Origin of the sequence: Kocuria sp. NBRC 114282, assembly GCF_030268385.1 — a bacterium.
Taxonomy (GTDB): Bacteria; Actinomycetota; Actinomycetes; order Actinomycetales; family Micrococcaceae; genus Kocuria; species Kocuria palustris.
This window is the reverse complement of record NZ_BSQO01000003.1, coordinates 142351-165792: the sequence shown is the minus strand read 5'-3', so window position 1 is coordinate 165792 and position 23442 is coordinate 142351. Positions and strand designations below refer to the sequence as shown.

Here is a 23442-nt window from a genome sequence, read left to right as displayed (position 1 = left end):
CGCAGCTCCCCTCGAGGGGAGCCGCGGGGCCTGGCGCCGATGCGCGGCGCGGATCAGCTGAAGGAGTCGCCGCAGGCGCAGGAGCCCTGCGCATTGGGGTTGTCGATGGAGAAGCCCTGCTTCTCGATGGTGTCCTCGAAGTCGATGGTGGAGCCCTCGAGGTAGGGCACCGACATCTTGTCGACGATGACCTCGACGCCGTCGAAGCCCTTGGCCGCGTCGCCGTCGAGGACGCGCTCGTCGAAGTAGAGCTGGTAGATCAAACCGGAGCAGCCGCCGGGCTGCACGGCCACGCGCAGGCGGAGGTCGGTGCGGCCCTCCTGCTCGAGCAGGGCGCTGACCTTCTGCGCGGCGGTATCGGTCAGGGTGACCCCGTGCGTGGGCAGTCCCTCGGTGGTGACGGTGTCGGTGGTGACGGTCATGCGCTCTCTCCTCCTTGCTGTCCGCCCTCGAAGACGAGGAGCGGGACGTGGCAGCCTTGCTGCAACCTGGAACCAGTGTGGACCCGAGAACATTCCCGCGTCCATCCGCCGCGCGGCCGCGGCGCGCACGACGGCTCCGGCGCGCCGGGGCAGCGGCTCAGCTGCCCGACGAGGCCGCCCGAGCCGCGAGCCACAGCGCCTCGGCGAAGATCGCTCGGCGGTAGTCCTCCAGATGCAGGGACTCGTCGATCCCGTGGGCGCGCGTGTCCGGGTCCTCGATCCCCGTGACGAGGATCGCGGCCTCCGGGTACATGGCCTGCAGGTCGGCCGTGAACGGGATCGATCCGCCCATGCCCATCTCCACGCTGGGACGGCCCCAGGCCGCGCCCAGCGCCCAGAGCATCTCCTGGGCGGGAGGGGCCGAGGTGTCGGTGGCGAAGGCGGGACCGGTCTCCTCGATCTCGACCTCCACCCGGGCGCCGAAGGGAGCGTGCGACTCGAGGTGGCTCACCAGGGCCCGCGCGGCCTCCTTCGGATCCTGGCCAGGGGCGATGCGCAGCGAGATCTTGGCCCGGGCGCTCGGGGCGATCGTGTTCGAGGCGACATCCACGGCGGTCGCGTCGAAGCCGGTGATCGAGATCGCCGGCTGCGTCCACAGCCTCGAGGTCAGGCTCCCCCGCCCGGCCAGCCGGACGTCCGGCAGCACTCCGGCATCGGCGCGGAACTGCTGCTCGTCGTAGTGCAGCTGCTCGCCGCTCTCGGCTCCCTCGTGGCGCTGCAGGCCCTCGACGGCCACGGCGCCGTCGTCGTCGTGCAGCGTGGCGATCAGACGGGAGAGCAGCGTGGGCCCGTCCAGCACCGGCCCGCCGTAGCCGCCGGAATGGAGGGTGTGGTCCACGCCGCTGACCTCGACGATCGCGCCCACGACGCCCCGAAGGCTGGTGGTCAGCGTGGGGACCCCGACCTGCCAGTTGGCGGAGTCGGCGATGACGATCGCATCGGCGGCCAGGGCCGAGCTGTGGCGGGCCAGGAACTCGGCGAAGTGCGGGGAGCCCGCCTCCTCCTCCCCCTCGATGAACATGGTGATGCCCAGGCCGTGGTCCTCTCCGAGTATCCGGCGCAGCACGCGCACGGCGGCCACGTGGGCCAGCACGCCTGCCTTGTCATCGGCTGCGCCTCGGCCCCACAGGCGGCCGTCGCGCTGCTGGGCCTCGAACGGCGGGGTGGTCCAGGCGGAGAGCTCTCCTGGGGGCTGGACATCGTGGTGGGCGTAGAGCAGGACCGTCGGGCGCCCTTCTGCGGCTTCCCTCCGGGCCAGGATCGCCGGGTGGGACTCGGAGCCGTCGGCCGCGTGGATCTCGACCGAGTCGAAGCCCTCGGCCTCGATCAGCGCGGCGACGGCCTTCGCCGATCGCTCGAGGGGCTCCTGGTCGAACGAGTCCCAGGCGATGCCGGGGATCGCCACCAGCTCGGTGAGCTGATCGATCACAGTCTCGAAATCGTCGTCGACCGCCCGGCGGAAGGCCTCGCGGTCGATGCCGGCCACATGGGCGGGGGCCGTCAGGGGCGGTGTCTGCTCGCTGTCGCTCATGGACGCCGATCCTAGCGACGACAGCGCGCTGCGTCGCGGGCGGTCGTCTAGACTCGACGGGTGATCGGACGCAGAAGCAAGGAAGCACAGACCACCGACGAGCCCGTCGGCGGCTCCACGGCCGCCGCCCCGGAGGCCGAGCAGACGGAGCACGACGAGGCTCGGCACCGCGGTCCCAAGACCGAGGGCAAGGGCCGTCCCACGCCCTCGCGCCGTCAGCAGGAGGCCGCGCGCGTGCGCCCGCTGGTCCCGGAGGACCGCAAGGCCGCCAAGCAGGCCGACCGCGCCGCCCGGCGCGAGCAGCGCCTCACGGCCCAGCAGGGGATGGCCGCCGGCGACCGCCGCTACCTGCCCGCACGCGATCAGGGCGAGCAGAAGGCCTTCGTGCGCGACTGGGTCGACTCCCGCTGGAACGTCGCGGAGGTCCTCATGCCCATCGCGCTGATCGCCCTGGTCTTCCTGCTGATCCCCTCCGGGTTGCAGCAGATCGGTGTGGCCGTGTTCTACGCGCTGATCGCCATGGCGGTGCTCGACAGCATCCTGCTGGTCATCGGCGTGCGTCGCGGCCTGAACCGCAAGTTCGGCAGCCGCGAGTCCGGCACGAGCTTCTACGCGGTGACCCGCGCCATGAACCTGCGCTCGACTCGCATGCCCCGCCCCCAGGTCAAGCGCGGCCAGCGCCCCTCCTGAGTCTCCCTCCTCGCTCCTGCGCGGTGCGAGCAGCTGTGCTGAAGGCCCTCTCCCCGCGGGGAGAGGGCCTTCAGCCGCTCCTGAGGGCTCGTGCTCAGCCCCGGCGCGCGCGGCGGCCCGGACGGCGGCTCCCGCGACGCAGCCCGCGCACGATCCTGGCGGCGTAGAACGGCCCCTCGTAGAGGAAGGCCGTGTAGCCCTGGACCAGATCGGCACCGGCCTCCAGCCGGCGCCGGGCGTCCTCGGCGGAGGCGACTCCCCCGGCGGCGATGATCGTGAGCCGGTCCCCCACGTGCGCGCGGACGATGCGCAGGACCTCCTCGGCCCGCGGGGCCAGCGGCGCGCCCGAGAGGCCTCCGGCGCCGATCTTCGCGACCGCCCCCGGATCGGTGCGCAGCCCCAGGCCATCGCGGGCGATCGTCGTGTTCGTGGTGGCGATCCCGTCCAGGCCCAGCTCCAGGGCCAGGTCGGCAACAGCGCGGACGTCGTCATCGGCCAGGTCCGGGGCGATCTTCACGAGCAGTGGGATGCGGCGCCCCGCAGCGGCCTCGGACTCCTCCCGCACGGCGGCGAGGATGGGCCGCAGCGACTCGACGGCCTGCAGCTCGCGCAGTCCCGGGGTGTTTGGCGAGGAGACGTTGACCATCATGTAGTCGGCCAGCGGAGCGAGCTGGCGGGTCGAGGCGCGGTAGTCGGCCACGGCGTCCTCGAGCGCGACCGCCTTGGTCTTGCCGATGTTGACCCCGATGACCGGACGGGCCCGCCCGGACCAGTCGGCGTCGAGCTCGCGACGGGCCCGGGCCAGGCGAGGTGCGACGGCTGCGGCGCCGTCGTTGTTGAAGCCCATCCGGTTGATGACGGCGCGGTCCTCGACCAGGCGGAACAGCCTCGGCTGCGGGTTGCCCGGCTGCGCCTGGGCGGTCACCGTCCCGATCTCCACATGCCCGAAGCCCAGGTCCGCCAGCGCGGGGATCCCCTGGGCGCCCTTGTCGAAGCCGGCGGCCAGTCCGAAGCGCGACGGGAAGCGCAGGCCCATGACCTCCACGGCCTGATCGCGACCGGGCCCGCACAGCCGGCGCAGCACCGCCGAGACGCCGAGGCTGCGGCACAGGCGGATGCCCAGGAAGCCGAGGTGATGGGCCCGCTCGGGATCCATCCCGGAGAACGCGAGGCGGAAGAACATAGGGTAGAGGCGCATGACCGACATTCTCGCAGAATGCCGGCGCCCTTCCCTCGCATCGCGCCCCAGGAGGCCCGCCATCGTGCCCAGCGTGCAGGAGCAGGCCCTCGCCCCGGATGGCGGGAGTGCGGAGGGGCCGTGGAGCGAGGATGTGCTGGGACCGGGGTTCCAGGCCCGACGGCTTCGGGTGACGGGGCGCGGGGTCCACGATCGCGCCACGCTGGTGCGCCACCTCCCCGGGCAGGACCCCGGCTGCGAGCAGGATCCCGACCGCGGTCCCACGGACGCCGAGGCGCGGCAGCGGTCCGCCGGCACGGTGATCTACGTCCACGGGTGGTCGGACTACTTCGCGAATCCCGAGCTCGCCCGCACGGTCTCGGCGGCCGGGTTCCGCTTCTACGCCGTGGACCTGCACGGCTACGGCCGCGCCCTGGACGACGACGTCCTGACCCGTCCGGACGTCCCCGGCTACGCCGAGTCCATGCGCGAGTACCGCGAGGACCTGCAGCAGGCCGTGCGCGCGATCGCCGAGGACGGCGCACCGGCCGAACCGGGGCGCATCGTGTGGATCGGGCACTCGACCGGAGGGCTGCTGCTCAGCCTTGCGGCCCTGCTGGCCCAGGAGCCTCCGGCGGGCCTCGCACTGGCCACGCCGTGGATCGCCTCGCATGCCCACGACCTCACGGGCCGGGCCCTGGTCGCCGTGCTGCGGAGGGTGCCGCGGCGCTGGCACGGCCGTCCGCTGCCGCTGCGGCTGACGAGCAGCTACTACCGCAGCCTCTCGGCCGACCACGAGGGTGAATGGGAGCTGGACCCGCGCTGGCGCCCGCAGACCTCGTTCCCGCTCACGGTCGGCTTCCTGCTGGCCGCGCACCAGGGGCATCTGCGGCTGCGCCAGCTGCACCTCGCCGGATCCCAGGTGCAGGCCCCGGTGCTGCTGCAGACCGCCCGCGCCAGCCTGTTCCTGCCGTGGTGGACTCCGCTGGCCACCCGCCGCGACACGGTGCTGGACGTGCGGCAGGTGCGGCGCGGGATCGGGGTGCTGTCCCGTACGCCGCGGGTGATCTCCTACGACAGCGGCCTGCACGACATCCACCGCTCCGCCCCGCAGGTGCGCGAGCGGGCCTTCGCCGATCTCAGCGGGTGGCTGCGCGAGATCGCACAGCGCCTGCCCGGCGGCTGAGGACCGGCTCAGGCGCCGCCGGTCACCTTGTCCACGGCCCCGCCGTAGCGGCGGTCGCGACGGGCGAACTCCTCGACGGCGGCCCACAGCGTCCGACGATCGACGTCCGGCCACAGGACGTCCTGGAAGACGAGCTCGGCGTAGGCCGACTGCCACAGCATGAAGTTGGAGATCCGCTGCTCTCCGGAGGAGCGCAGGAACAGATCGACGTCCGGCAGATCCGGCTCGTCGAGGTAGGCCTGAAGGGTCTTCTCGTCGATCTTCCGAGGGTTGAGGCGGCCGTCGGCGGCATCGCGGGCCATGGCGGCTGCGGCATCGGCGATCTCGGCCCGTCCGCCGTAGTTCACGCACATGGTCAGCGTGGCGACATCGTGATCGCGGGTCTCCCGCTCGGCGGTCTCGAGCCGGTCGATCACCGAGCGCCACAGGCGAGGCCGGCGCCCCGCCCAGCGGATGCGCACGCCCCACTCGTGGAACGTGTCGAGCTGGCGCTGCATGACCTCGGCCGTGAAGTTCATGATGAAGGCGACCTCGCTGGGCGAGCGCTTCCAGTTCTCGGTCGAGAACGCGTAGGCCGAGACATAGGGGATGCCCATCTCGATGGCACCGGCGACCACGTCCACCAGGGCGCGCTCGCCGGCGCGGTGGCCCTCGTTGCGCGGCAGGCCGCGCTCATTGGCCCAGCGCCCGTTGCCGTCCATCACCACGGCCACATGCCGCGGCACGAACTGGGCCGGGATCGGCGGAGCCACGGCACCGGAAGGGTGGGCCGGGGGCGGTGCGAAGCGCCTCACAGGGGTCCTCTCGACGGGGATCAGTCGCGCTCGACGAGCTGCAGCGACTTCACGGCGTGCTCCAGATGGAACTGGACGTAGGCGCCGATGATACCGGCGGCCGCCCGGGCGGTGCGGGGCTCGACCGCATCCACCCGGGGCCAGTCGCCGTCCAGCAGCGCCTGCAGGTGGGCGACCACCCGCACGTCCGGGGACAGCGAGCCGGGCGGACGGCAGCGATCGCAGACCATCCCGCCCAGCTGGGCGACGAACGACCGATGCGGGCCCGGATCGCCGCACTGGGCGCAGACCGTGAACGACGGCGCCCACCCGGCCGCTGACATGGCCCGCAGCAGGTAGGAGTCCAGCAGCTGATCCGGGGCGTGCAGCCCCCGGGCCATCGCCGACAGCGCCCCGATCAGCAGGTCGTACTGCGGTCGGGTCTGCTGGCCGTCGTCGGTCGAGAGCTGCTCGGCGGCCTCGACCATGGCAGCCGCCGCGGTGAACCGGGAGTAGTCCGAGGCGATGGCCGTGGCCCAGGTCTTGCGTGCCACCGCCTGGGAGACGATGTCCAGGCTGCGGCCGTGCACGAGCTGCAGGTCCGAGAGGGTGAAGGGCTCGAGCCGGGAGCCGAACTTGGAGCTCGTGCGCCGCACGCCCTTGGCCACGGCCCGGACCTGACCGTGCTCCCGCGTCAGCAGGACCACGATCCGGTCGGCCTCCCCCAGCGGGTAGGTCCGCAGCACGACCCCGGTGTCCCGGTAGGACGCCGAGGCGAACGACGAGCCCCGGGCCATCTCGGCCTCAAGCCTCCTGGGACGCCGCGCGGGCCGCCCGGTTGACCGCCGAGACGACGGCCTTCAGCGACGAGCGCGTGGTCGAGGAGTCGATGCCCGCACCCCACAGGACCTTCTCCCCCACCGCGAGCTCGACGAACGAGGCGGCGTGGGCGTCCGAGGCGGCCGAGAGCGTGTGCTCGGAGTAGTCGAGCAGCCGCAGGTCGACTCCCTCTGCGCGCAGGATCTGGATGAGGGCGTCGATGGGGCCGTTGCCGCTGGCGGAGCGCTGGCGCGCGGCGCCGTCGATCTCCAGGCCGAGGTCCAGGCGAGTGTCGCCGTCGTCCTCGGAGTACGTGCTGATCGAGGTGAGGCGGTAGCGGCCCCAGCGGTTGCCCTCGTGATCGGCAGGCAGGTACTCGTCCTGGAAGATCTCCCAGATCTGCTCGCCGCTGATCTCGCTTCCGCTGTCCTCCGTGTGGCGCTGGACCACGCCGGAGAACTCGATCTGCGCACGGCGCGGGAGGGTGAGCCCGCGCTCGGTCTTCAGGAGGTAGGCCACGCCGCCCTTGCCGGACTGCGAGTTCACGCGGATCACGGCCTCGTAGGAACGGCCCAGGTCCTTGGGATCGATCGGCAGGTACGGCACGGCCCACTCGAGCTCCTCGACCGAGACGCCCTGGCGCTGGGCATCGGCCTGCATGGCGTCGAAGCCCTTGTTGATCGCGTCCTGGTGCGAGCCGGAGAAGGCCGTGAAGACCAGGTCGCCGCCGTACGGGGAGCGCTCGGGGACCGGAAGCTGGTTCGCGGTCTCCACGGTGGAGCGGATGTGGGCGATGTCCGAGAAGTCGATCATGGGATCCACGCCCTGGGTGAGCATGTTCAGCCCCAGGGTCACCAGATCCACATTGCCCGTGCGCTCGCCGTTGCCGAAGAGGCAGCCCTCGATGCGATCCGCCCCGGCCAGGTAGCCCAGCTCGGCGGCGGCCACGCCGGTGCCGCGATCGTTGTGCGGGTGCAGGGACAGGATCGTGGAATCGCGGTGGTACAGGTTGCGCGTCATCCACTCGATCGAATCGGCGTAGACGTTGGGGGTCGCCATCTCGACGGTGGCCGGCAGGTTGAGGATCATCTCGCGCTCGCCGCCGATCTCGAAGGTCTCGGCGACCTCGTTCGAGATCCGAGCGGCGAACTCGAGCTCGGTGCCGGTGAAGGACTCCGGCGAGTACTCGTAGACGATCTTGGTGCCGGTCGTGGCCGCGAGCTGCTCCTCGTACTTCATGCACAGGCGCGCACCCGTCAGGGCGATGTCGACGATCCCGTCCTCGTCCGATCGGAACACCACGCGGCGCTGGAGGACCGAGGTCGAGTTGTAGAGGTGCACGATCGCCTGCGGGGCGCCTGCGATGGCCTCGAACGTGCGCTGGATCAGGTGCTCTCGCGACTGGGTCAGCACCTGGATCGAGACGTCCTCGGGGATGCGGTCCTCGTCGATGAGGCGGCGCACGAAGTCGAAGTCGACCTGCGAGGCGGACGGGAAGCCGACCTCGATCTCCTTGTAGCCCATCTTCACGAGCAGCTCGAACATCATCAGCTTGCGCTGGGAGTCCATGGGATCGATCAGGGCCTGGTTGCCGTCGCGCAGGTCGACGGCGCACCAGCGCGGGGCCTGGGTGATCGTGCGGTCCGGCCAGGTGCGATCCGGCAGCGAGAACGGGATCTGCTCGTGGAAAGGACGGTACTTGTGCGTGGGCATTCCCGAGGGCTGCTGGCGATTCTGCATGAGTGGAACCTGTCTCTCTCGCCGCGCGGGAGCGCCGGGCGGCAGGGGTGCGGAGCGGATCGGGCCGGGCATGGCAGACGCCGCAGCGGGATCCGGCCCCTTCCTGGCGATCTCGACGTCCGAGCGACCGTGAGGTCGGGGACGGGATCCGGCCAGGATCAGGACCCGCTGCGGCAGATCAGCAGTAGCTTCGCGGCCGTGCACATGGCCTCGACCGTATCACCACGGACCGGCCTCTGAGGCGCTGCCCGCGGCATCACTGCTGGCAGGTGAACTGCTCGGCCGTCTGACCGCTGTACTGCTCCGGGACCTCGGAGTCGACGGCCATGGTCTGACCCTCGGCGAAGTCCTCCCCGACCGTCAGGGAGACGCCGTTGGCGAGGTCCGCGCTATGGGCGATCTGGGAGTCGGGGATCCCGAGCTCGTCGGCGATCTGCTCGGCGGCCCCCTCCCAGCCCAGGGCGTAGTGCAGCTGAGTGCCCGGCAGATCCTCCTCGGACTGCTCGCCGAGCTCGGCGAGCTCGTAGCCGGCGTCGCCGAGCAGGTCGACCAGCTCCTGGTCGCGGTCCTCGGCGCCCGAGGCGTTGATCACCGTGACCGGCACCGTCTCCGGGCTGAAGTCCTGGGCCTCGGGGGTGGCCTGCCGGGTCGGCGCGGCGGTGGCAGCTGCGCTGCCGCTCGAGCTCGCCGACGGCGACGCGGAGGCCTCCGGCTGCCCGTCCTCGGTCAGGGAGCCGTCCTGGCGCAGGACCTCGAAGAGCTCCTCGGCCGGCTCCTCGTCGAGCTGCAGGCGGTTGGGATCCTCCGGGTAGACCTCGGCGGGCACCGACACGAAGACCACGCGCGAGAGGTCCACATTCGCCAGCTCCCCGGCCAGCCCCACGATGCGCGTGACATTGCCCAGCTCCTGGTCCACATGGAGGTTCTGGGTCATGACATCGGCGATCTCGTAGAGCGCCGGCAGATTGCTCAGGGTGCCCTCGGCCTTCAGCTTGCGCGCCAGCGAGGACATGAACTGCTGCTGCGAGCGGATGCGGGACTCGTCGCCGCCGTCGCCGAAGGCCGCCCGGGAGCGCAGGAACGCCAGGGCCTGCTCGCCCTCCACCGTGGAGGTGCCCGCCGACAGCTCCAGTCCGGACTTGGGATCGTCGACCTCGTGGTTCACGCAGACCTCCACGCCGCCCACGCTGCGCGACAGCTCGGTCACGGCGTCGAAGTCGGCGAGCATGAAGTGATCGATGCTCAGGCCGGTGAGCTCATTGATCGCTGCCACCGTGCAGCCGGGGCCGCCGTTCTCCGCCGCCGAGTTGAGCATGGCGGCATCCTGCGCAGGGTAGGTCTGGCCGGTCTCCGGATCCGTGCACTCGGGGATCTCCACCATCAGATCGCGGGGGAAGGACACGACCGTGACGTCCTCGCGGTCCTCCGAGATGTGGGCCAGCATCATGACGTCCGTCTTGCCGCCGCCGTTGCCCTCCTCGACCTCCCCGTAGCGGGAGTTGCCCTCACCGGCGCGGGTGTCCGAGCCGAGGATGAGGATGTCGGTGGCCCCGGAGTCCTCCGCCTCTTCCTGCCCCAGGTTCAGCGGGCTGGTGACCAGGTTCTGCTGCAGCTTGAAGATGCTCAGCCCGCCGATGCCCACCACGACGGCCAGAAGCATGGCCGCGATGATCAGTCCCCAGCGCCGCCCCTCCGGCGGCGCGGACGCGGCACTCCAGTGACGACCGAGCTGCTCCGGCTCGGTGGTGCGCTCGTCGGCTGCTGCGTCATCTCGGGGGTGTGTGCTCACGTGCTCTGTTCCGGTCGATCTGGGGGGGGTGGCCTCGAGGCTTCAGAAGCCGAGCCGTGACATCTGCCGCGGGTCGCGCTGCCATTCCTTGGCCACCTTCACGTGCAGGCTGAGGTAGACCCGGGTGCCGAGCAGCCGCTCGATCGAAGCACGGGACGTGGCGCCGATCTCGCGGAGGCGGGCCCCTTGCTTGCCGATCACGATGGCCTTCTGCGACGGGCGCTCCACATACAGCGAGACGTGCACGTCCAGCATGGGATCGTCCTCGGGCCGGTCCTCGCGCGGGATCATGTCGTCGCACACGGCAGCCAGGGAGTGCGGCAGCTCGTCGCGCACGCCCTCCAGGGCCGCCTCGCGCACGAGCTCGGCCACGAGCGTCATCTCCGGCTCGTCCGTGAGGTCGCCGTCCGGGTACAGGGGCGGGGAGATCGGCATATGCGAGATCAGCAGCTCGGCCAGCTCCTCGAGCTTGAAGCTGTCGACCGCCGAGACGGGGATGACATCGGCGAATCCGATGTCCTCGGGCACCGGAGTCGGCGTGTAGTCGCGCCCGCGCTTCCTGGCCCTGATGGCCTGACGGCGCTGGAACTCCACGTGCTCCGCGGTGAGCACCTCGCGACCCATGGCCTCCACGGCCATGAGCTGCTCGGCGAGCTCCCCGCGATCGACCTTGTCCGCCTTGGTGATGATCGCGACGATCGGCTTGCGCCCAGCACTGGCAAGCTGCTGGGCGATGAAGCGGTCGCCGGGGCCGATCTTCTCGTCCGCCGGGATGCAGATGCCCAGGACGTCGACCTCGCTGAGGGTCTCGCTCACGAGCTCGTTGAGCCGCTCCCCCAGCAGCGTGCGCGGGCGGTGGACCCCCGGCGTGTCGACGAGCACGAGCTGGCCGCTGTCCCGGTGCACGATCCCGCGGATGGTGTGGCGCGTGGTCTGCGGGCGGTTGGACGTGATCGCGATCTTCTCGCCGACCAGCGCATTGGTCAGCGTGGACTTGCCGACGTTGGGCCGTCCCACGAAGACGGCGAAGCCCGCGCGCGTCTGTGCGGGGTCATCCCACTGCGCGGGGCCGCCGGTCCGGGTTGTCTCGCTCATCTTCAGGTGCTGCTCTCAGGTGTCGTGGTGAGGACGGGATGGCCGCTGCGTTGCGCTCGGCGGCGGTTCAGCGGATGGTCTCGGCGGGGGCCTGCCGGCCCAGGAAGCCGCTGAGCAGCTGTCGCTGCAGGGCGAACATGGTCGTGCGCTCGTCGTCCTCGGCATGGTCGTGGCCGAGCAGGTGCAGGATGCCGTGCACGGTCAGCAGGGCGAACTCGTCCTCGGTGCTGTGCCCGGCCTCGGCGGCCTGCCTGGCGGCCACCGGCGGGCACAGCACGATGTCCCCGAGCACGCCCTCGGTCGGCTCCTGGGCGGTGCCGGCGCGCAGCTCGTCCATGGGGAAGGACAGGACGTCGGTGGGCCCGGGAAGATCCATCCACTGCACGTGCAGCTCGGACATCTCGTCCTCGTCGACCACGGCGATCGACAGCTCGACGGACTTCGACAGGTGCAGCTCGCGGAAGCAGTGCTCGATCAGCTCCCGCTGCCGCGCCGGGACGTACGCCTCCCAGCTGGCGCGATCGGCGGCCGTGGCGTCCTCCGGCAGCGGGCGGATGTCGAACTCGACGCTCATGCGTCCTCCCCCTGCCGCTCCTGTGCGTCCTGCGACGTCCCGCGCTGGGCTGCGGCCTCACGACGGGCGTCCTTGCGCTCGCGGCGCTCCTGGCGCCGGCGGTTGGTCACGCCGAAGACCTCGTAGGCATCGACGATCCGCCCCACCAGCTCGTGGCGCACGACATCGTCGCTGGTCAGCTCCGGGAAGGCGATGTCCTCGACGCCGTGGAGGATGTGCTCGACCTGGCGCAGGCCCGAGGATGTGCCGCCGGGCAGGTCCACCTGGGTGATGTCGCCGGTGACCACGATCTTGGAGCCGAAGCCCAGGCGCGTGAGGAACATCTTCATCTGCTCGGGCGTGGTGTTCTGGGCCTCGTCGAGGATGATGAAGGAGTCGTTGAGCGTGCGCCCGCGCATGTAGGCCAGCGGGGCCACCTCGATGGTCCCGGCCTCCATGAGCTTGGGAATCGCGTCCGGGTCGAGCATCTCGTGCAGGGCATCGAAGAGCGGCCGCAGGTAGGGGTCGATCTTCTCGTTGAGGGAGCCGGGCAGGAAGCCCAGCCGCTCGCCGGCCTCGACCGCGGGACGCGTGAGGATCAGCCGCGAGACCTCCTTGCGCTGCAGTGCCTGCACCGCCTTGGCCATGGCCAGGTACGTCTTGCCCGTGCCGGCCGGGCCGATGCCGAAGGTCACGGTGTGGTCGTCGATGGCGTCCACGTAGAGCTTCTGGTTGATCGTCTTGGGGCGGATGGTGCGCCCGCGCGAGCTGAGGATGTCCTGGTTCAGAGCGCTCGAGGGCCGTGCCGCCGCATCCCTGCCCAGGATGCCCATCAGCTGCGCGATCACCTGCGGGGTGACGAGCGTCCCCTGGGAGGCCAGGGCTCGGATCTCCTCGAGCAGCGCGACGACGACGGCGACGTCCTCCGCGCGGCCGTCGACCGAGACGGTGAGGTCGTGGGCGCGCAGATGGGTGCCCGGACGGGCCAGCTCGATCTGGGTCAGCGCGGAATCGGCCTGGCCGATGCTGCGCACCATGGTCTCGCGGTCGTGGAAGACGACGGTGCGCCGCACGCGCTCCTGCTCCGGGGACGTGTCCTGCGCGGGTGCCCCGACGGGACGCTGCGGGTCCGCTTCGGTGTCCGAGAGGGTGCTGTGATCCATGGTGAGGGCCGTGTGGCCGCTGCCGCCTTCCGTTGCGCTGCGCGTGGTCTGCTCCGCACGGGAGGCTGCAGCTGGTGCAGGCCGAGGTGCGGTTCGAGGGCCCATGCTATCGCGCCGGTGCGACGCGCCGGCGGGCGGCTGCGCCGCCGTGGATGCTCACCAGCGCCCGAGAGCGCAGGACAGCACGGCCACGGCAGCGGCCCCTGCCGTGGAGGAGCGCAGGACCTCCGGGCCCAGCAGCATCGGCTGAGCCCCGGCCTGCACGAAGCGCTCGAGCTCGGTTGCCGAGACGCCGCCCTCCGGGCCCACGATCAGCCCGATCCCCTCCAGGTCCTCGTGGGACGCGAGCTCCGGAAGCAGCTCGGTGAGACGCTGCTGCGCGCTCTCGTGCAGGACCAGCCAGCGCGTGCCCGGCGCCTCCTCGATGAGCCGGGCCAGCGAGGAGCTCGTGACCGGCTCGCGCAGCTGCGGCCAGCGAGCCCGTCGGGACTGCTTGGCCGCCGAAGTCAGGGCGGACTCCCACTTGGCCAGCTGCTTGGCCTCGCGCTCGGGGCGCAGCTTGGCGATCGAGCGCTCGGCCTGCCACGGGATGACGGCCTCGACGCCGAGCTCGGTGCAGGACTCGACGGCCTGCAGATCACGGTCGCCCTTGGCCAGGGCCTGCACGAGGACCAGCTCGGGGCTGCGCGCCGGCTCCTGCACGGAGTTCTCGACGCGCAGCTCGATCCGGTCTCCGGCGGCGCTCACGACGCTGCCGGTGACCCGCAGCCCGCGGCCGTCGACGAGCTCGAGCCGCTCGCCGGTGCTCAGGCGCCGCACGGTGGCGGCGTGGCGGGCCTCAGGGCCGCTGAGCACGATCTGCTCCCCCGCGCCGGCGCCGAGCATCTCGGTCTCGGCGAGGAAGACGGGCAGCGTGGTCATGTCCGGCGCCTCACTGATCCGCGAAGCGGTCGCGCAGCCGCGAGAAGAACCCGCCGCCGCCCCCGCGCTCCTGCGTGCGGCTCACGGCGGTTCCGGTGTGCTGCTCCTCGCCGCGCAGGGAGGCCAGCCGGGTGAGCAGCTCGCGCTGCTCGCCGGTGAGGTCCTCGGGGGTCTCGACCTCCAGGTGCACCACCAGATCGGCGCGCTCCCCGCTCTGGCTGCGCAGGCGGGTGGAGCCCAGGCCCTCGACCCGGCGGGTCTGACCCGACTGGGTGCCTGCGGGGATCGAGATCTCCTGGGGGCCGTCGAAGGTGTCGAGCTTGAGGGTGGTGCCCAGCGCGGCCGAGGTCATGGGGATCCGCACGGTGACGTGCAGGTCGTCGCCGTCGCGGGTGAACGTGGGGTCCTGGGTGACCTTGGTCTCCACGTACAGGTCGCCGCTTGGGCCGCCGGCCACGCCGGCCTCGCCCTGCCCCGACAGGCGGATGCGCACTCCGCTGCGCACGCCGGCGGGGATCTTGACGTTCAGCGGGCGCTTGTCGCGCACGCGCCCGTGGCCGTAGCACTCCTGGCACGGGGACTTGATGACATCGCCGTAGCCGCGGCAGGTGGGGCACTCGGCCACGGTCATCACGGTGCCCAGGGGCGAGCGGATGGGCTGGCGGACCTGGCCCTGGCCGCCGCAGTCGGTGCACTGCTCGGGGTGGGTGCCCGGCTGGCAGCAGGTGCCCTGGCACTCGGGGCACACGACCGCGGTGTCCACCGTGATCCGCTTCTGGGTGCCGAAGACGGCCTCCTGCAGGGAGACGTCCACGGTGATCAGGGCGTCCTGGCCCTGGCGCGTGCGGGACTTGGGGCCCTGGGCTCCGCCGCCCTGGAAGAAGGCGTCGAAGATGTCGCCGAAGCCCCCGAACCCGCCGCCGCCGAAGCCGCCTCCGCCGAAGCCGGACTCGCCGTTCTCATTGCCGGTGGCGTCGTAGATGCGCCGCTTCTCCGGGTCGGAGAGGACGTCGTTGGCGTGGGAGACGCGCTTGAACTCATCGGCGGCATCCGGCGACGGGTTGACGTCCGGGTGCAGCTGACGGGCCTTCTTGCGGTAGGCGCGCTTGATCTCCTCGGCGGAGGCGTCCCGGGACACGCCCAGGGTCTCGTAGTGATCGCTCACAGGTCGTTCCGTCCTCGTCATCTCTGGGATTCGTGGTCTGCGCGCCCCTCGCCGGGCGCATGGCCGGGCTCGAGGAGAGCGCGAGTCTGTTCGGTGCGGCTCAGCTGGGCAGCGAGCGCGAGAGGTAGCTGGCCACGGCGCGCACCGCCGCCATGGTCTGCGGGTAGTCCATGCGGGTGGGACCCAGCACGCCGAGCTTGGCCCTGCGCTGCGGACCGTATCCGGTGGCGACGACAGCGGTCTCGACCAGCGGGTCCGACGAGTCCTCCGCGCCGATGCGCACGGCCACCCCGCGCTCGTCCTGCTCCATCTCCGAGAGCAGCTGCAGGAGGGTGACCTGCTCTTCGAGCGCCTCCAGCACGGGGCCGATGCTGCGGCGGAAGTCGTCGGTGGACTGGGCCAGGTTCGCGGTGCCTGCCAGCAGCATGCGCTGCCCGGACGCGCTGTCCAGCACGGCGGCCACGGCCGCGGCTGCCGCCTCCAGCAGGGGCTGCTCGGCCGGGGGCGCCTGCTGGGCCGCGGCCATCACGGCCGCACCGGCTCCGGCCAGCGGATGCCCGACGACCGCGCCCAGCAGCCTCGCCCGGGCATCCAGGACAACGGACTCGGCCACCGGCTCGGGCATGCGCAGCATCCGCTGGGAGACCCGGCCGTCGGTGGGGATCACGACCAGCAGGACCTGGTGCTCGTCCATGCGCACCAGCTCCAGGTGCCGCAGCGCGGCCGAGCTCACCGACGGGTACTGCACGACCGCCACCTGGTGGGTGAGCTGCGAGAGCAGGCGCACCGTGCGCTCCATGACGTCGTCGATGCCGTCGGCGCCCTCGAGCAGGGTCTGGATCGCGCGGCGCCGGGCCGGGGTCAGCGGCTGGACCGCCGCGATCCGGTCGACGAACTCGCGATACCCCTTGGCCGTGGGGATCCGACCCGAGGAGGTGTGGGGGGCCATGATCAGGCCCTCCTCCTCCAGCACGCCCATGTCGTTGCGCACGGTCGCCGAGGACACGCCGAGGGCGTGGCGCTCGACGAGGGCCTGGGAGCCCACCGGCTCCCGGGAGTGGACATAGTCCTCCACGATGGCCTGCAGGACCTGCAGTCGCCGGGGGTGATCCATGTTCCGCTCCTTCCTGCGCTGTGCGTGCTCGCTCGGAGGACCATTCTGGCACTCGGGGGCACACACTGCTAAGCCAGTGTAGGCGGGCTCACGCCTCCGCGCTCGCACCGGGGCATTGGTACGCTCGCCGCTGATCCGCCCGGAGGCGCCCCCTCCGGCGCACCGCACCACCACGTCCGTCGATCTGGAGGCCTCCATGCCCCCTTCGTCCTGGGGACCGCGCTCCCTCAGCGACCTGTCCGCCTCGAACCGCCCGCCCGAGCCGCGTCAGCTGCCGGTGGCCCGCGGCATGGTCCTCGAGGAGTTCGAGACCGGCTGGGTCGGGGCCGTAGTGCGTCTGGAGACGATCGGCGGCATGCGCGTGCTCAGCCTCGAGGACCGTCGGGGCAGGATCCGCAGCTTCCCCCTGGGACCCGGCTTCCTCTTCGAGGGCGAGCCCGTGATCGCGGCCGAGCCTCAGCGCCGCAGCGCCCCCAAGGCTCCCGCGCGCACCCGCTCCGGGTCGGTCGAGGTGGAGGGCTTCCGCGCCCGCACGGCCCAGGCCTCCCGCATCTGGGTCGAGGGCAAGCACGACGCCGAGCTGGTCGCGAAGGTCTGGGGCCACGACCTGGCGGTCGAGGGCATCGTGGTCGAGCCGCTGCACGGCGTGGACGATCTGGCCGCGGCCGTCGCGGAGTTCGCCCCCGGGCCGTCGCGGCGCCTGGGCATCCTGGTCGATCACCTGGTCGCAGGCTCCAAGGAGTCCCGGATCGCCGAGCAGGCCATGCGGGTGCCGTCCGCCCCCGGCAACGTGGCGGTGCTGGGCCACCCGTACATCGACATCTGGCAGGCCGTGAAGCCCAGCGCCATGGGCATCCGCGCCTGGCCCGAGGTGCCGCGCGGGATCGATTGGAAGACCGGGATCTGCCGCGGACTGGGCTGGCCGCACGAGACCCCCGAGGACATCGGACGGGCCTGGAGCTCGATCCTCTCCCGCGTGGACACCTACGCCGATCTGGAGCCGGCGCTGCTCGGGCGCGTCGAGGAGCTCATCGACTTCGTCACGGTCCCCGGCAGCGCCTGAGCAACCCGTCACACGGGGCCTCGCACGAAGCCCTCGGAGGCCGTCAGCGGCTAGACTGTGCAGGACCCGAGCGCCTCCCCGACCCCCAGGGGGCCTGCGGCGCCCGCACGACCGGCCCTGCCGGTCACACGACCTCGAAGGTGGACAGTGGCCGTCTCCAGCAGCAGCCCCCAGCGTCTCAGCGACTCCGGTGCCGAGCCGGACGACCTCGGCTCCGACGACCAGGCGGCCCTCGCGCCGAACGAGTACGAGGGGCTCAGCGCACAGCCCGGTCCGGTCTCCGTCTCGGACGATCAGCAGCTGGCCACGCTGACGCACATGCTCGGAGTGGTCGGCTGCGTGCCCAGCATGATCATCCACCGCTGGGCCAGGGGCCGCGCCCGCTTCACCGAGCAGGAGTCCCTGGAGGCCGCCAACTTCACGCTGCTGCCCACCCTCGTGGTGATCGCCGGCGCGCTGCTGGCCTTCATCCCGTGGGTCGGCTGGATCTTCGCCATCCTGGCCGCCGCAGCCTGGCTGATCCTCGCCATCTCCTCGGTCGCCGCAGCCGTCTCCGCCAACTCCGGGCGTCCGTACCGCTACCGCCTCAACTGGTACCTCTACGACGCCCTGGCCAGCCGACGCCAGGAGCGCCGCCGGGAGCGCGAGACCTCCGGTCCGGTCACAGCCCAGGGCCAGGTCGTCACCCCCAGCGGCCGCACCGCTGATGCCCCCGAGCCGGGTGCCGGCGCGCAGAACTGACCCGGACGCCCCACGGCACGCGCAGAGGGCCCCGCTTCGGCGGGGCCTTCTGCATGTCAGCCGCAGGTCTGCCCGGCCGTGGACCGGCCGTTCTGACGGGTCCGAGAGCCCTGCGGCTCAGTCGACGAGCAGCCGCCGCACCACGGCGTCCCCGAGCAGGCGGCCGCGCAGCGTGAGCACGAGCCGGCCCTGCAGCGCGCTGCGGCCGTCGATCAGCTCCTCGGCCACCAGCCCCGCGATCTGCTCGCGCCCCTCCGGACGCAGCGCCGTCAGCGGCATGCCGTCTGCGATGCGGGATTCGAGCATCACGCGCTCCATGTACCGGGTGTTGTCGTCGAGCTGCTCGCGGCCCACGGCGGGAGAGAGGCCCCTGCGCACCGTCTGCGCGTACGGCATGGGGTGCTTGCGGTTCCACCAGCGCACGCCGCCCACGTGGCTGTGGGCGCCGGGGCCGACGCCCCACCAGTCCTGGTTGTGCCAGTAGGCGAGGTTGTGCGCCGATCGGTTCTCCAGCGCGCTGCGCCCGCCCGCGACCCGGGACCAGTTGGAGATCTCGTACCACTCGAAGCCTGCCTCGGAGAGCATCTGCTCGGCGATCCCGTACTTCTCCGCCTGGTCGTCCGGGTCCACCGGGTCCACGTCGCCGCGGCGCATCTGCGCCGCCATGCGCGTGCCGTCCTCCACGATCAGGGAGTAGGCGGAGAGGTGGTCCGGCTCCAGGGAGATGGCCTGGCGCAGCGACTCCCTCCAGTCCTCGGGCGACTCCCCCGGCGTGCCGTAGATCAGATCCGTGCTCACGGACAGCCCGGCCTCCTTGGCCCACTGCACGACCCTCGGTACGTTCGCGGGATCGTGGGTGCGCTCCAGGGTGCGCAGGACGTGCGGCACCGCGGACTGGACGCCGAAGGACACGCGGGTGAATCCTCCGTCGGCCAGCGTCTGCAGGTCCTCCCGGGTCACCGAGTCGGGGTTGGCCTCGGTGGTGACCTCCGCGCCCTCCAGCAGACCGAAGCTCCCGCGGGCGCTGTCCAGGATCTCCACGAGCGCCGAGGACGCCAGCCGGGTGGGCGTGCCCCCGCCGAAGAAGACGGTGTGCAGTTCGCGGCGCGCCGCCCCGGAGCGCTCGAGCGCCTCGCGGGCGAACTCGATCTCGCGCACGGCCTCGAGGTGGTAGGCCGCCTGCGAGACGTCGGGGCCCAGCTCCAGGGCGGTGTACGTGTTGAAGTCGCAGTAGCCGCAGCGCACGGAGCAGAACGGCACGTGCACGTACAGGCTCAGGGTCCGCTCGTCGCTTCCGTGAGAGGCGGTCTCCGGGAGCAGCCCGTCCTCCGGAGGGGTCTCGCCATCGGGCAGAGAGGGCATCTTCATCCTTCGAGTTCTACTTCAGGTTTGGATTAGTCGCACGGACTTCACGTTCGACGTGAACTCCAGGATGGAGCTCTCGTGCAGGTCAGAGCGCGATCGCCAGGCCGGTGATGTCGTCGTGCACGGTCATCCGGGGCGCGCGCACGCGGCGGGGATCCGCTCGCTCGAGCCTACGCAGGCTCTGGGCGAGGGAGCCGGCCGAACCGCTGTGCAGCGCCTCGAAGAGCCCGCGCCGACCGGTGATCGCGAAGGGATCGACCACGCGCTCCAGACCGTCGGTGAGCAGACACACGCGCCGCTGCTCGGCCCCGGGGATCAGCTCCACGCGGGCATGCTGCGCGGCCTGCGGCGAGCCGCCGAGGATCCACAGCCCGTCCTCGGTGCTGCGTGTGCGCCGGTCCAGCACCTGCGCCTCGAGAAGCTCGGCGTAGGCGGCCTCAGCGCTGCGGCCCTGTGCTCGCAGCTCGTGCCAGCGGCGCAGCACTCGGGCGTCGCCGCCGGCGAACTGCGGATCGGCGACCTCCAGGATCTGCCCACCGTCCTCGAGCCACAGCGGCGAGTCCCCCAGCACGAAGCACTCGAGGCCCTGGGCGGTGCGCCGGATCAGCGACAGCGTGGCCGTGGGGATCTCGGCCCCGGGCCAGCCGATCTCGATGCTGCGCTGGGCCTCGGCGCGGGCGGCCTCGACGATCTGGTGCAGGGGCTGGCTGCGCGCTCGAGCTCCGGCGTCGGCGAGGATCGCGCGCAGGGCTGCGGAGAGCCTCCAGGCGAAGCGGGCGACCTGCTCGTCGGCGCTGCGGGGGTCCTGGGCGCCCAGCGCTGTGGCCCCGTCGAGCACCCAGGCCGCCTGGAGCCGTCCGCTGGCATCGCGGGCCGTTCCCCAGGCGTCCTGCGTGCGCCGCTTCGCCGAGACGGCCACCACGGCCGGGCCGCAGGTCACGACTATTTCTTCTTCTCCGGCTCGTCCGCCGACAGCGCGGCCACGAAGGCCTCCTGGGGGACCTCCACGCGACCGACCATCTTCATGCGCTTCTTGCCCTCCTTCTGCTTCTCGAGCAGCTTGCGCTTGCGGGTGATGTCGCCGCCGTAGCACTTGGAGAGCACGTCCTTGCGGATGGCCCGGATGTTCTCTCGTGCGATGATCCGCGAGCCGATCGCCGCCTGGACGGGGACCTCGAACTGCTGGCGCGGGATGAGCTCGCGCAGCTTGTTCGCCATGGTGGTGCCGTAGGAGTAGGCCTTGTCCTTGTGCGTGATCGCGGAGAAGGCGTCCACGCGCTCCCCCTGCAGCAGGAGATCGACCTTCACGAGCTCGGAGACCTCGTCGCCGTCGGCCTTCCAGTCCAAGGAGGCGTAGCCGCGGGTCTTGGACTTCAGCTGGTCGAAGAAGCCCACCACGATCTCGGCCAGCGGCAGGCGGTAGCGCAGCTCCACGCGGTCCTCGGAGAGGTAGTCCATGCCGCCCATCTGGCCGCGCTTGGACTGGGCGAGCTCCATGATGGTGCCCACGAACTCCGACGGCGCCAGGATCGTGGCCGCGACCATCGGCTCGCGGATCTCCTTGATCTTGCCCTCGGGGAACTCGGACGGGTTGGTGACCAGCAGCTCGGCGCCGTCCTCGGTCGTGACGTCGTAGGACACCGACGGCGCCGTGGCGATCAGATCCAGGTTGTACTCGCGCTCGAGGCGCTCGCGCGTGATCTCCAGGTGCAGCAGGCCCAGGAAGCCGCAGCGGAAGCCGAAGCCCAGCGCCGTGGAGGTCTCGGGCTCCCAGACCAGGGCGGCGTCGTTGAGCTGCAGCTTCTCCAGGGCGTCGCGCAGCACCGGGTAGTCGGAGCCGTCGATCGGGAACAGCCCGGAGAAGACCATGGGCTTGGGGTCCTCGTAGCCGCCGAGCTCCTGCTCAGCGCCCTTGAGGGCGGTGGTGACGGTGTCGCCCACACGGGACTGGCGGACGTCCTTCACACCGGTGATGAGGTAGCCGGTCTCCCCCGCGGCCAGGCCATCGGTGGGCTTGGGCTCCGGCGACATCACGCCGATCTCGAGCAGCTCGTGCTGGGCCCCGGTGGACATCATCTCGATGCGCTCGCGCGGTTTGAGGCTGCCGTCGAAGAGCCGCACGTAGGTGACCACACCGCGGTAGGTGTCGAACACGGAGTCGAAGATCATGGCACGGGCGGGAGCCTCTGGATCGCCCGACGGCGCCGGGATCTCCTCCACGATGCGGTCCAGCAGCTCCTCGACGCCCTCCCCTGTCTTGCCGGAGACCCGCAGCACGCGCTCCGGGTCCTCGCCGATCAGGTTGCCGATCTCCTCGGCGTATTTCTCCGGCTGAGCGGCCGGCAGGTCGATCTTGTTGAGCACCGGGATGATGGTGAGGTCGTTCTCCATGGCCAGGTAGAGGTTGGCCAGGGTCTGCGCCTCGATCCCCTGCGCGGCGTCCACCAGCAGCAGCGCGCCCTCGCAGGCGGCCAGCGAGCGGGAGACCTCATAGGTGAAGTCCACGTGGCCCGGGGTGTCGATCATGTTGAGGGCGTAGTCGGTGCCGTTCACGCCCCAGGGCATGCGCACCGCCTGCGACTTGATCGTGATGCCGCGCTCGCGCTCGATGTCCATGCGGTCCAGGTACTGAGCCTTCATCTCACGCGGCGTGACCACGCCGGTTGACTGCAGCATGCGATCGGCCAGCGTCGACTTGCCGTGGTCGATGTGCGCGATGATGCAGAAGTTGCGCAGCACCGACTGGTCGGTGCGCGCGGGCACCGGCGGATGGGCGGCCAGTGGGGACAAGGCGGGGCCTCTCTTGGTCGATCCGGACGCGCGACTGTTCAGTGCTCGGCGCCCGACGGGCAGGGCGGATCAATGGCCCAGTGTCTCATGTCCTCTGCGCCGCGCTCGTCGCGACGACCGCGCCCAGCCGATGCTGTGCCCCAGCCCTCGGCGAGGCCTCAGCCGGTCCCGGGCAGCGGGCCTGGTTCAATGGCGGGCATGAACATCAACTTCCAGCAGGTCGCCCGCGGTCTGCTGCGCGGCTATCGGGTCGTGCAGCGCCTCCAGCGCGAGACGGGCCGAACGAGCTCGGGACCCTCGACCTCCACGACCGCCCGGGACAGTCCCGGATCCCAGCAGCGCTCGTCGTCGCCGTCGTCGTCGCACTCCTCCGGTCGCGGATTGTCCGGTGAGTACCCGGGCGACTACCGGGGCCGTGTGGCGGTGTCCTACGCCCCGGACCCCGACGGCGAGCCCGATCCCGGGGAGATCGTGTGGACCTGGGTGCCCTACGAGGAGGACCACTCCCGGGGCAAGGACCGGCCCGTGCTGATCGTCGGGCACGACGGCCCGTACCTGCTCGTGCTGATGCTGACCTCCAAGGACCGCAACAACGCGAGCTCCTCGGATGCCGACTACCTCGACATCGGCACGGGCGCCTGGGACCGCGACGGCCGCCCGTCCGAGGTCAAGCTGGACCGCGTGATCCGGGTCCGGCCCGAGGATGTGCGCCGCGAGGGCGCGGTGCTGCCGAAGGACCGGTTCGACGACGTCGCCCGGGGGCTCGAGCGACGCGGCTGAGGCCTCGGGGCCGCCGGGCCCCCGCTCTGGTAGGCTTGTACGCTGTGTGTCCGCGCTGATCGCCGGGCACAGCGGCTGACTGTTGCGAGCGTCCCCACTCTCATGTCTCAGTCAGAGTCGGCCGTGAGCCCTCACCGATCCGATCAACGTGAACCTGTGAAGAGGAGTACCTGTGGCTAACATCAAGTCCCAGAAGAAGCGCAACCTGACGAACGAGAAGTCGCGTCTGCGCAACAACGCGTACAAGTCGGAGCTGAAGACCTACGTGCGCCGCCTCGACTCGGCCGTCGCCTCCGGCGACAAGTCCGCTGCCGAGACCGCACTGCGCGACGTCTCCCGCAAGTACGACAAGGCCGTCTCCAAGGGCGTCCTGCACAAGAACAACGCGGCCAACAAGAAGTCGGGCTTCGCCAAGCGCGTCGCCTCGATGGCCTGATCCGCTTCTCGGATCCGGCTGCCGCGGCCGCGGCGCTTCGTCGAATGGTCCCGCTCCCCTCGAGGGAGC

The 23442-nt window shown here is 71.4% G+C and carries 22 protein-coding genes; 6 read left to right on the top strand and 16 right to left on the bottom strand.

Annotated elements, in window-relative coordinates; translation table 11 throughout:
• Nucleotides 1–53 precede the first annotated feature (53 nt).
• Nucleotides 54–422 carry a HesB/IscA family protein gene (locus QSJ40_RS06935; protein ID WP_251714991.1) on the bottom strand — a complete coding sequence of 123 codons (369 nt, stop codon included), beginning with the start codon at nt 420–422 and terminating at the stop codon, nt 54–56.
• 157 nt (nt 423–579) lie between these two features.
• The gene (locus QSJ40_RS06930) at nt 580–2013 is read right to left on the bottom strand and encodes a dipeptidase (RefSeq protein WP_204781727.1); all 1434 of its coding nucleotides are present in this window, start codon (nt 2011–2013) and stop codon (nt 580–582) included.
• A 60-nt stretch (nt 2014–2073) separates the two neighbouring features.
• On the opposite strand from QSJ40_RS06930, the gene QSJ40_RS06925 reads away from it, so the two are divergent.
• A complete protein-coding gene (locus tag QSJ40_RS06925; protein WP_024290489.1) occupies nt 2074–2703 on the top strand; it encodes a DUF3043 domain-containing protein in 630 nt (209 codons plus the stop codon).
• 94 nt (nt 2704–2797) lie between these two features.
• On the opposite strand, the gene QSJ40_RS06920 is transcribed toward QSJ40_RS06925, so the two are convergent.
• Nucleotides 2798–3901 carry a quinone-dependent dihydroorotate dehydrogenase gene (locus QSJ40_RS06920; protein WP_204781726.1) on the bottom strand — a complete coding sequence of 368 codons (1104 nt, stop codon included), beginning with the start codon at nt 3899–3901 and terminating at the stop codon, nt 2798–2800.
• Between the two features lie 64 nt (nt 3902–3965).
• Here QSJ40_RS06920 and QSJ40_RS06915 point away from each other — a divergent pair, with 64 nt between their 5' ends.
• Nucleotides 3966–5066: an alpha/beta hydrolase gene (locus tag QSJ40_RS06915; protein WP_285729790.1), complete on the top strand. Its 1101-nt coding sequence runs from the start codon at nt 3966–3968 to the stop codon at nt 5064–5066.
• An 8-nt stretch (nt 5067–5074) separates the two neighbouring features.
• Here the strand turns inward: QSJ40_RS06915 and QSJ40_RS06910 are convergent, their stop codons facing one another.
• From QSJ40_RS06910 to hrcA, 10 genes are all read right to left on the bottom strand, one after another.
• Nucleotides 5075–5860, bottom strand: coding sequence for an isoprenyl transferase (locus tag QSJ40_RS06910; protein ID WP_081609399.1), 786 nt, complete (start codon nt 5858–5860; stop codon nt 5075–5077).
• Between the two features lie 20 nt (nt 5861–5880).
• The gene (recO, locus tag QSJ40_RS06905; RefSeq protein ID WP_285729787.1) at nt 5881–6636 is read right to left on the bottom strand and encodes a DNA repair protein RecO; all 756 of its coding nucleotides are present in this window, start codon (nt 6634–6636) and stop codon (nt 5881–5883) included.
• Between the two features lie 7 nt (nt 6637–6643).
• A complete protein-coding gene (leuA, locus tag QSJ40_RS06900) occupies nt 6644–8398 on the bottom strand; it encodes a 2-isopropylmalate synthase (RefSeq protein ID WP_024290494.1) in 1755 nt (584 codons plus the stop codon).
• A gap of 256 nt (nt 8399–8654) precedes the next feature.
• On the bottom strand, nt 8655–10187 hold the full coding sequence (locus tag QSJ40_RS06895) for an LCP family protein (protein ID WP_285729783.1): 1533 nt from the start codon (nt 10185–10187) through the stop codon (nt 8655–8657).
• 42 nt (nt 10188–10229) lie between these two features.
• Nucleotides 10230–11282: a GTPase Era gene (locus tag QSJ40_RS06890; RefSeq protein WP_137802344.1), complete on the bottom strand. Its 1053-nt coding sequence runs from the start codon at nt 11280–11282 to the stop codon at nt 10230–10232.
• A gap of 67 nt (nt 11283–11349) precedes the next feature.
• Nucleotides 11350–11856: an rRNA maturation RNase YbeY gene (gene ybeY / locus QSJ40_RS06885; RefSeq protein WP_171004124.1), complete on the bottom strand. Its 507-nt coding sequence runs from the start codon at nt 11854–11856 to the stop codon at nt 11350–11352.
• Nucleotides 11853–12998, bottom strand: coding sequence for a PhoH family protein (locus tag QSJ40_RS06880; protein ID WP_387761902.1), 1146 nt, complete (start codon nt 12996–12998; stop codon nt 11853–11855). The genes ybeY and QSJ40_RS06880 overlap by 4 nt, the downstream gene beginning before the upstream one ends.
• A gap of 156 nt (nt 12999–13154) precedes the next feature.
• Entirely contained in the window at nt 13155–13919 is a 765-nt protein-coding gene (locus tag QSJ40_RS06875) for a 16S rRNA (uracil(1498)-N(3))-methyltransferase (protein ID WP_285729778.1), read from the bottom strand.
• A gap of 10 nt (nt 13920–13929) precedes the next feature.
• Nucleotides 13930–15084 carry a molecular chaperone DnaJ gene (gene dnaJ, locus QSJ40_RS06870; protein WP_285729776.1) on the bottom strand — a complete coding sequence of 385 codons (1155 nt, stop codon included), beginning with the start codon at nt 15082–15084 and terminating at the stop codon, nt 13930–13932.
• Nucleotides 15085–15184: 100 nt separating this feature from the next.
• Entirely contained in the window at nt 15185–16198 is a 1014-nt protein-coding gene (gene hrcA, locus QSJ40_RS06865) for a heat-inducible transcriptional repressor HrcA (protein ID WP_024290500.1), read from the bottom strand.
• Between the two features lie 196 nt (nt 16199–16394).
• Here hrcA and QSJ40_RS06860 point away from each other — a divergent pair, with 196 nt between their 5' ends.
• Both QSJ40_RS06860 and QSJ40_RS06855 read left to right on the top strand, forming a co-directional pair.
• The gene (locus QSJ40_RS06860) at nt 16395–17261 is read left to right on the top strand and encodes a DUF3097 domain-containing protein (protein WP_285729773.1); all 867 of its coding nucleotides are present in this window, start codon (nt 16395–16397) and stop codon (nt 17259–17261) included.
• A gap of 147 nt (nt 17262–17408) precedes the next feature.
• A complete protein-coding gene (locus QSJ40_RS06855) occupies nt 17409–18002 on the top strand; it encodes a DUF4870 domain-containing protein (protein ID WP_024290502.1) in 594 nt (197 codons plus the stop codon).
• 117 nt (nt 18003–18119) lie between these two features.
• Here the strand turns inward: QSJ40_RS06855 and hemW are convergent, their stop codons facing one another.
• From hemW to lepA, 3 genes are all read right to left on the bottom strand, one after another.
• A complete protein-coding gene (hemW, locus tag QSJ40_RS06850; protein ID WP_285730189.1) occupies nt 18120–19364 on the bottom strand; it encodes a radical SAM family heme chaperone HemW in 1245 nt (414 codons plus the stop codon).
• Between the two features lie 88 nt (nt 19365–19452).
• A complete protein-coding gene (locus QSJ40_RS06845) occupies nt 19453–20307 on the bottom strand; it encodes a protein phosphatase 2C domain-containing protein (protein WP_285729770.1) in 855 nt (284 codons plus the stop codon).
• 2 nt (nt 20308–20309) lie between these two features.
• Nucleotides 20310–22157 (bottom strand): translation elongation factor 4, encoded by a 1848-nt coding sequence (lepA, locus tag QSJ40_RS06840; RefSeq protein WP_285729768.1) that lies wholly within the window; start codon nt 22155–22157, stop codon nt 20310–20312.
• Nucleotides 22158–22346: 189 nt separating this feature from the next.
• On the opposite strand from lepA, the gene QSJ40_RS06835 reads away from it, so the two are divergent.
• Both QSJ40_RS06835 and rpsT read left to right on the top strand, forming a co-directional pair.
• Entirely contained in the window at nt 22347–22937 is a 591-nt protein-coding gene (locus QSJ40_RS06835; RefSeq protein ID WP_053447337.1) for a type II toxin-antitoxin system PemK/MazF family toxin, read from the top strand.
• A gap of 172 nt (nt 22938–23109) precedes the next feature.
• A complete protein-coding gene (gene rpsT, locus QSJ40_RS06830) occupies nt 23110–23373 on the top strand; it encodes a 30S ribosomal protein S20 (RefSeq protein WP_006213253.1) in 264 nt (87 codons plus the stop codon).
• The last annotated feature ends 69 nt before the right edge of the window (nt 23374–23442 follow it).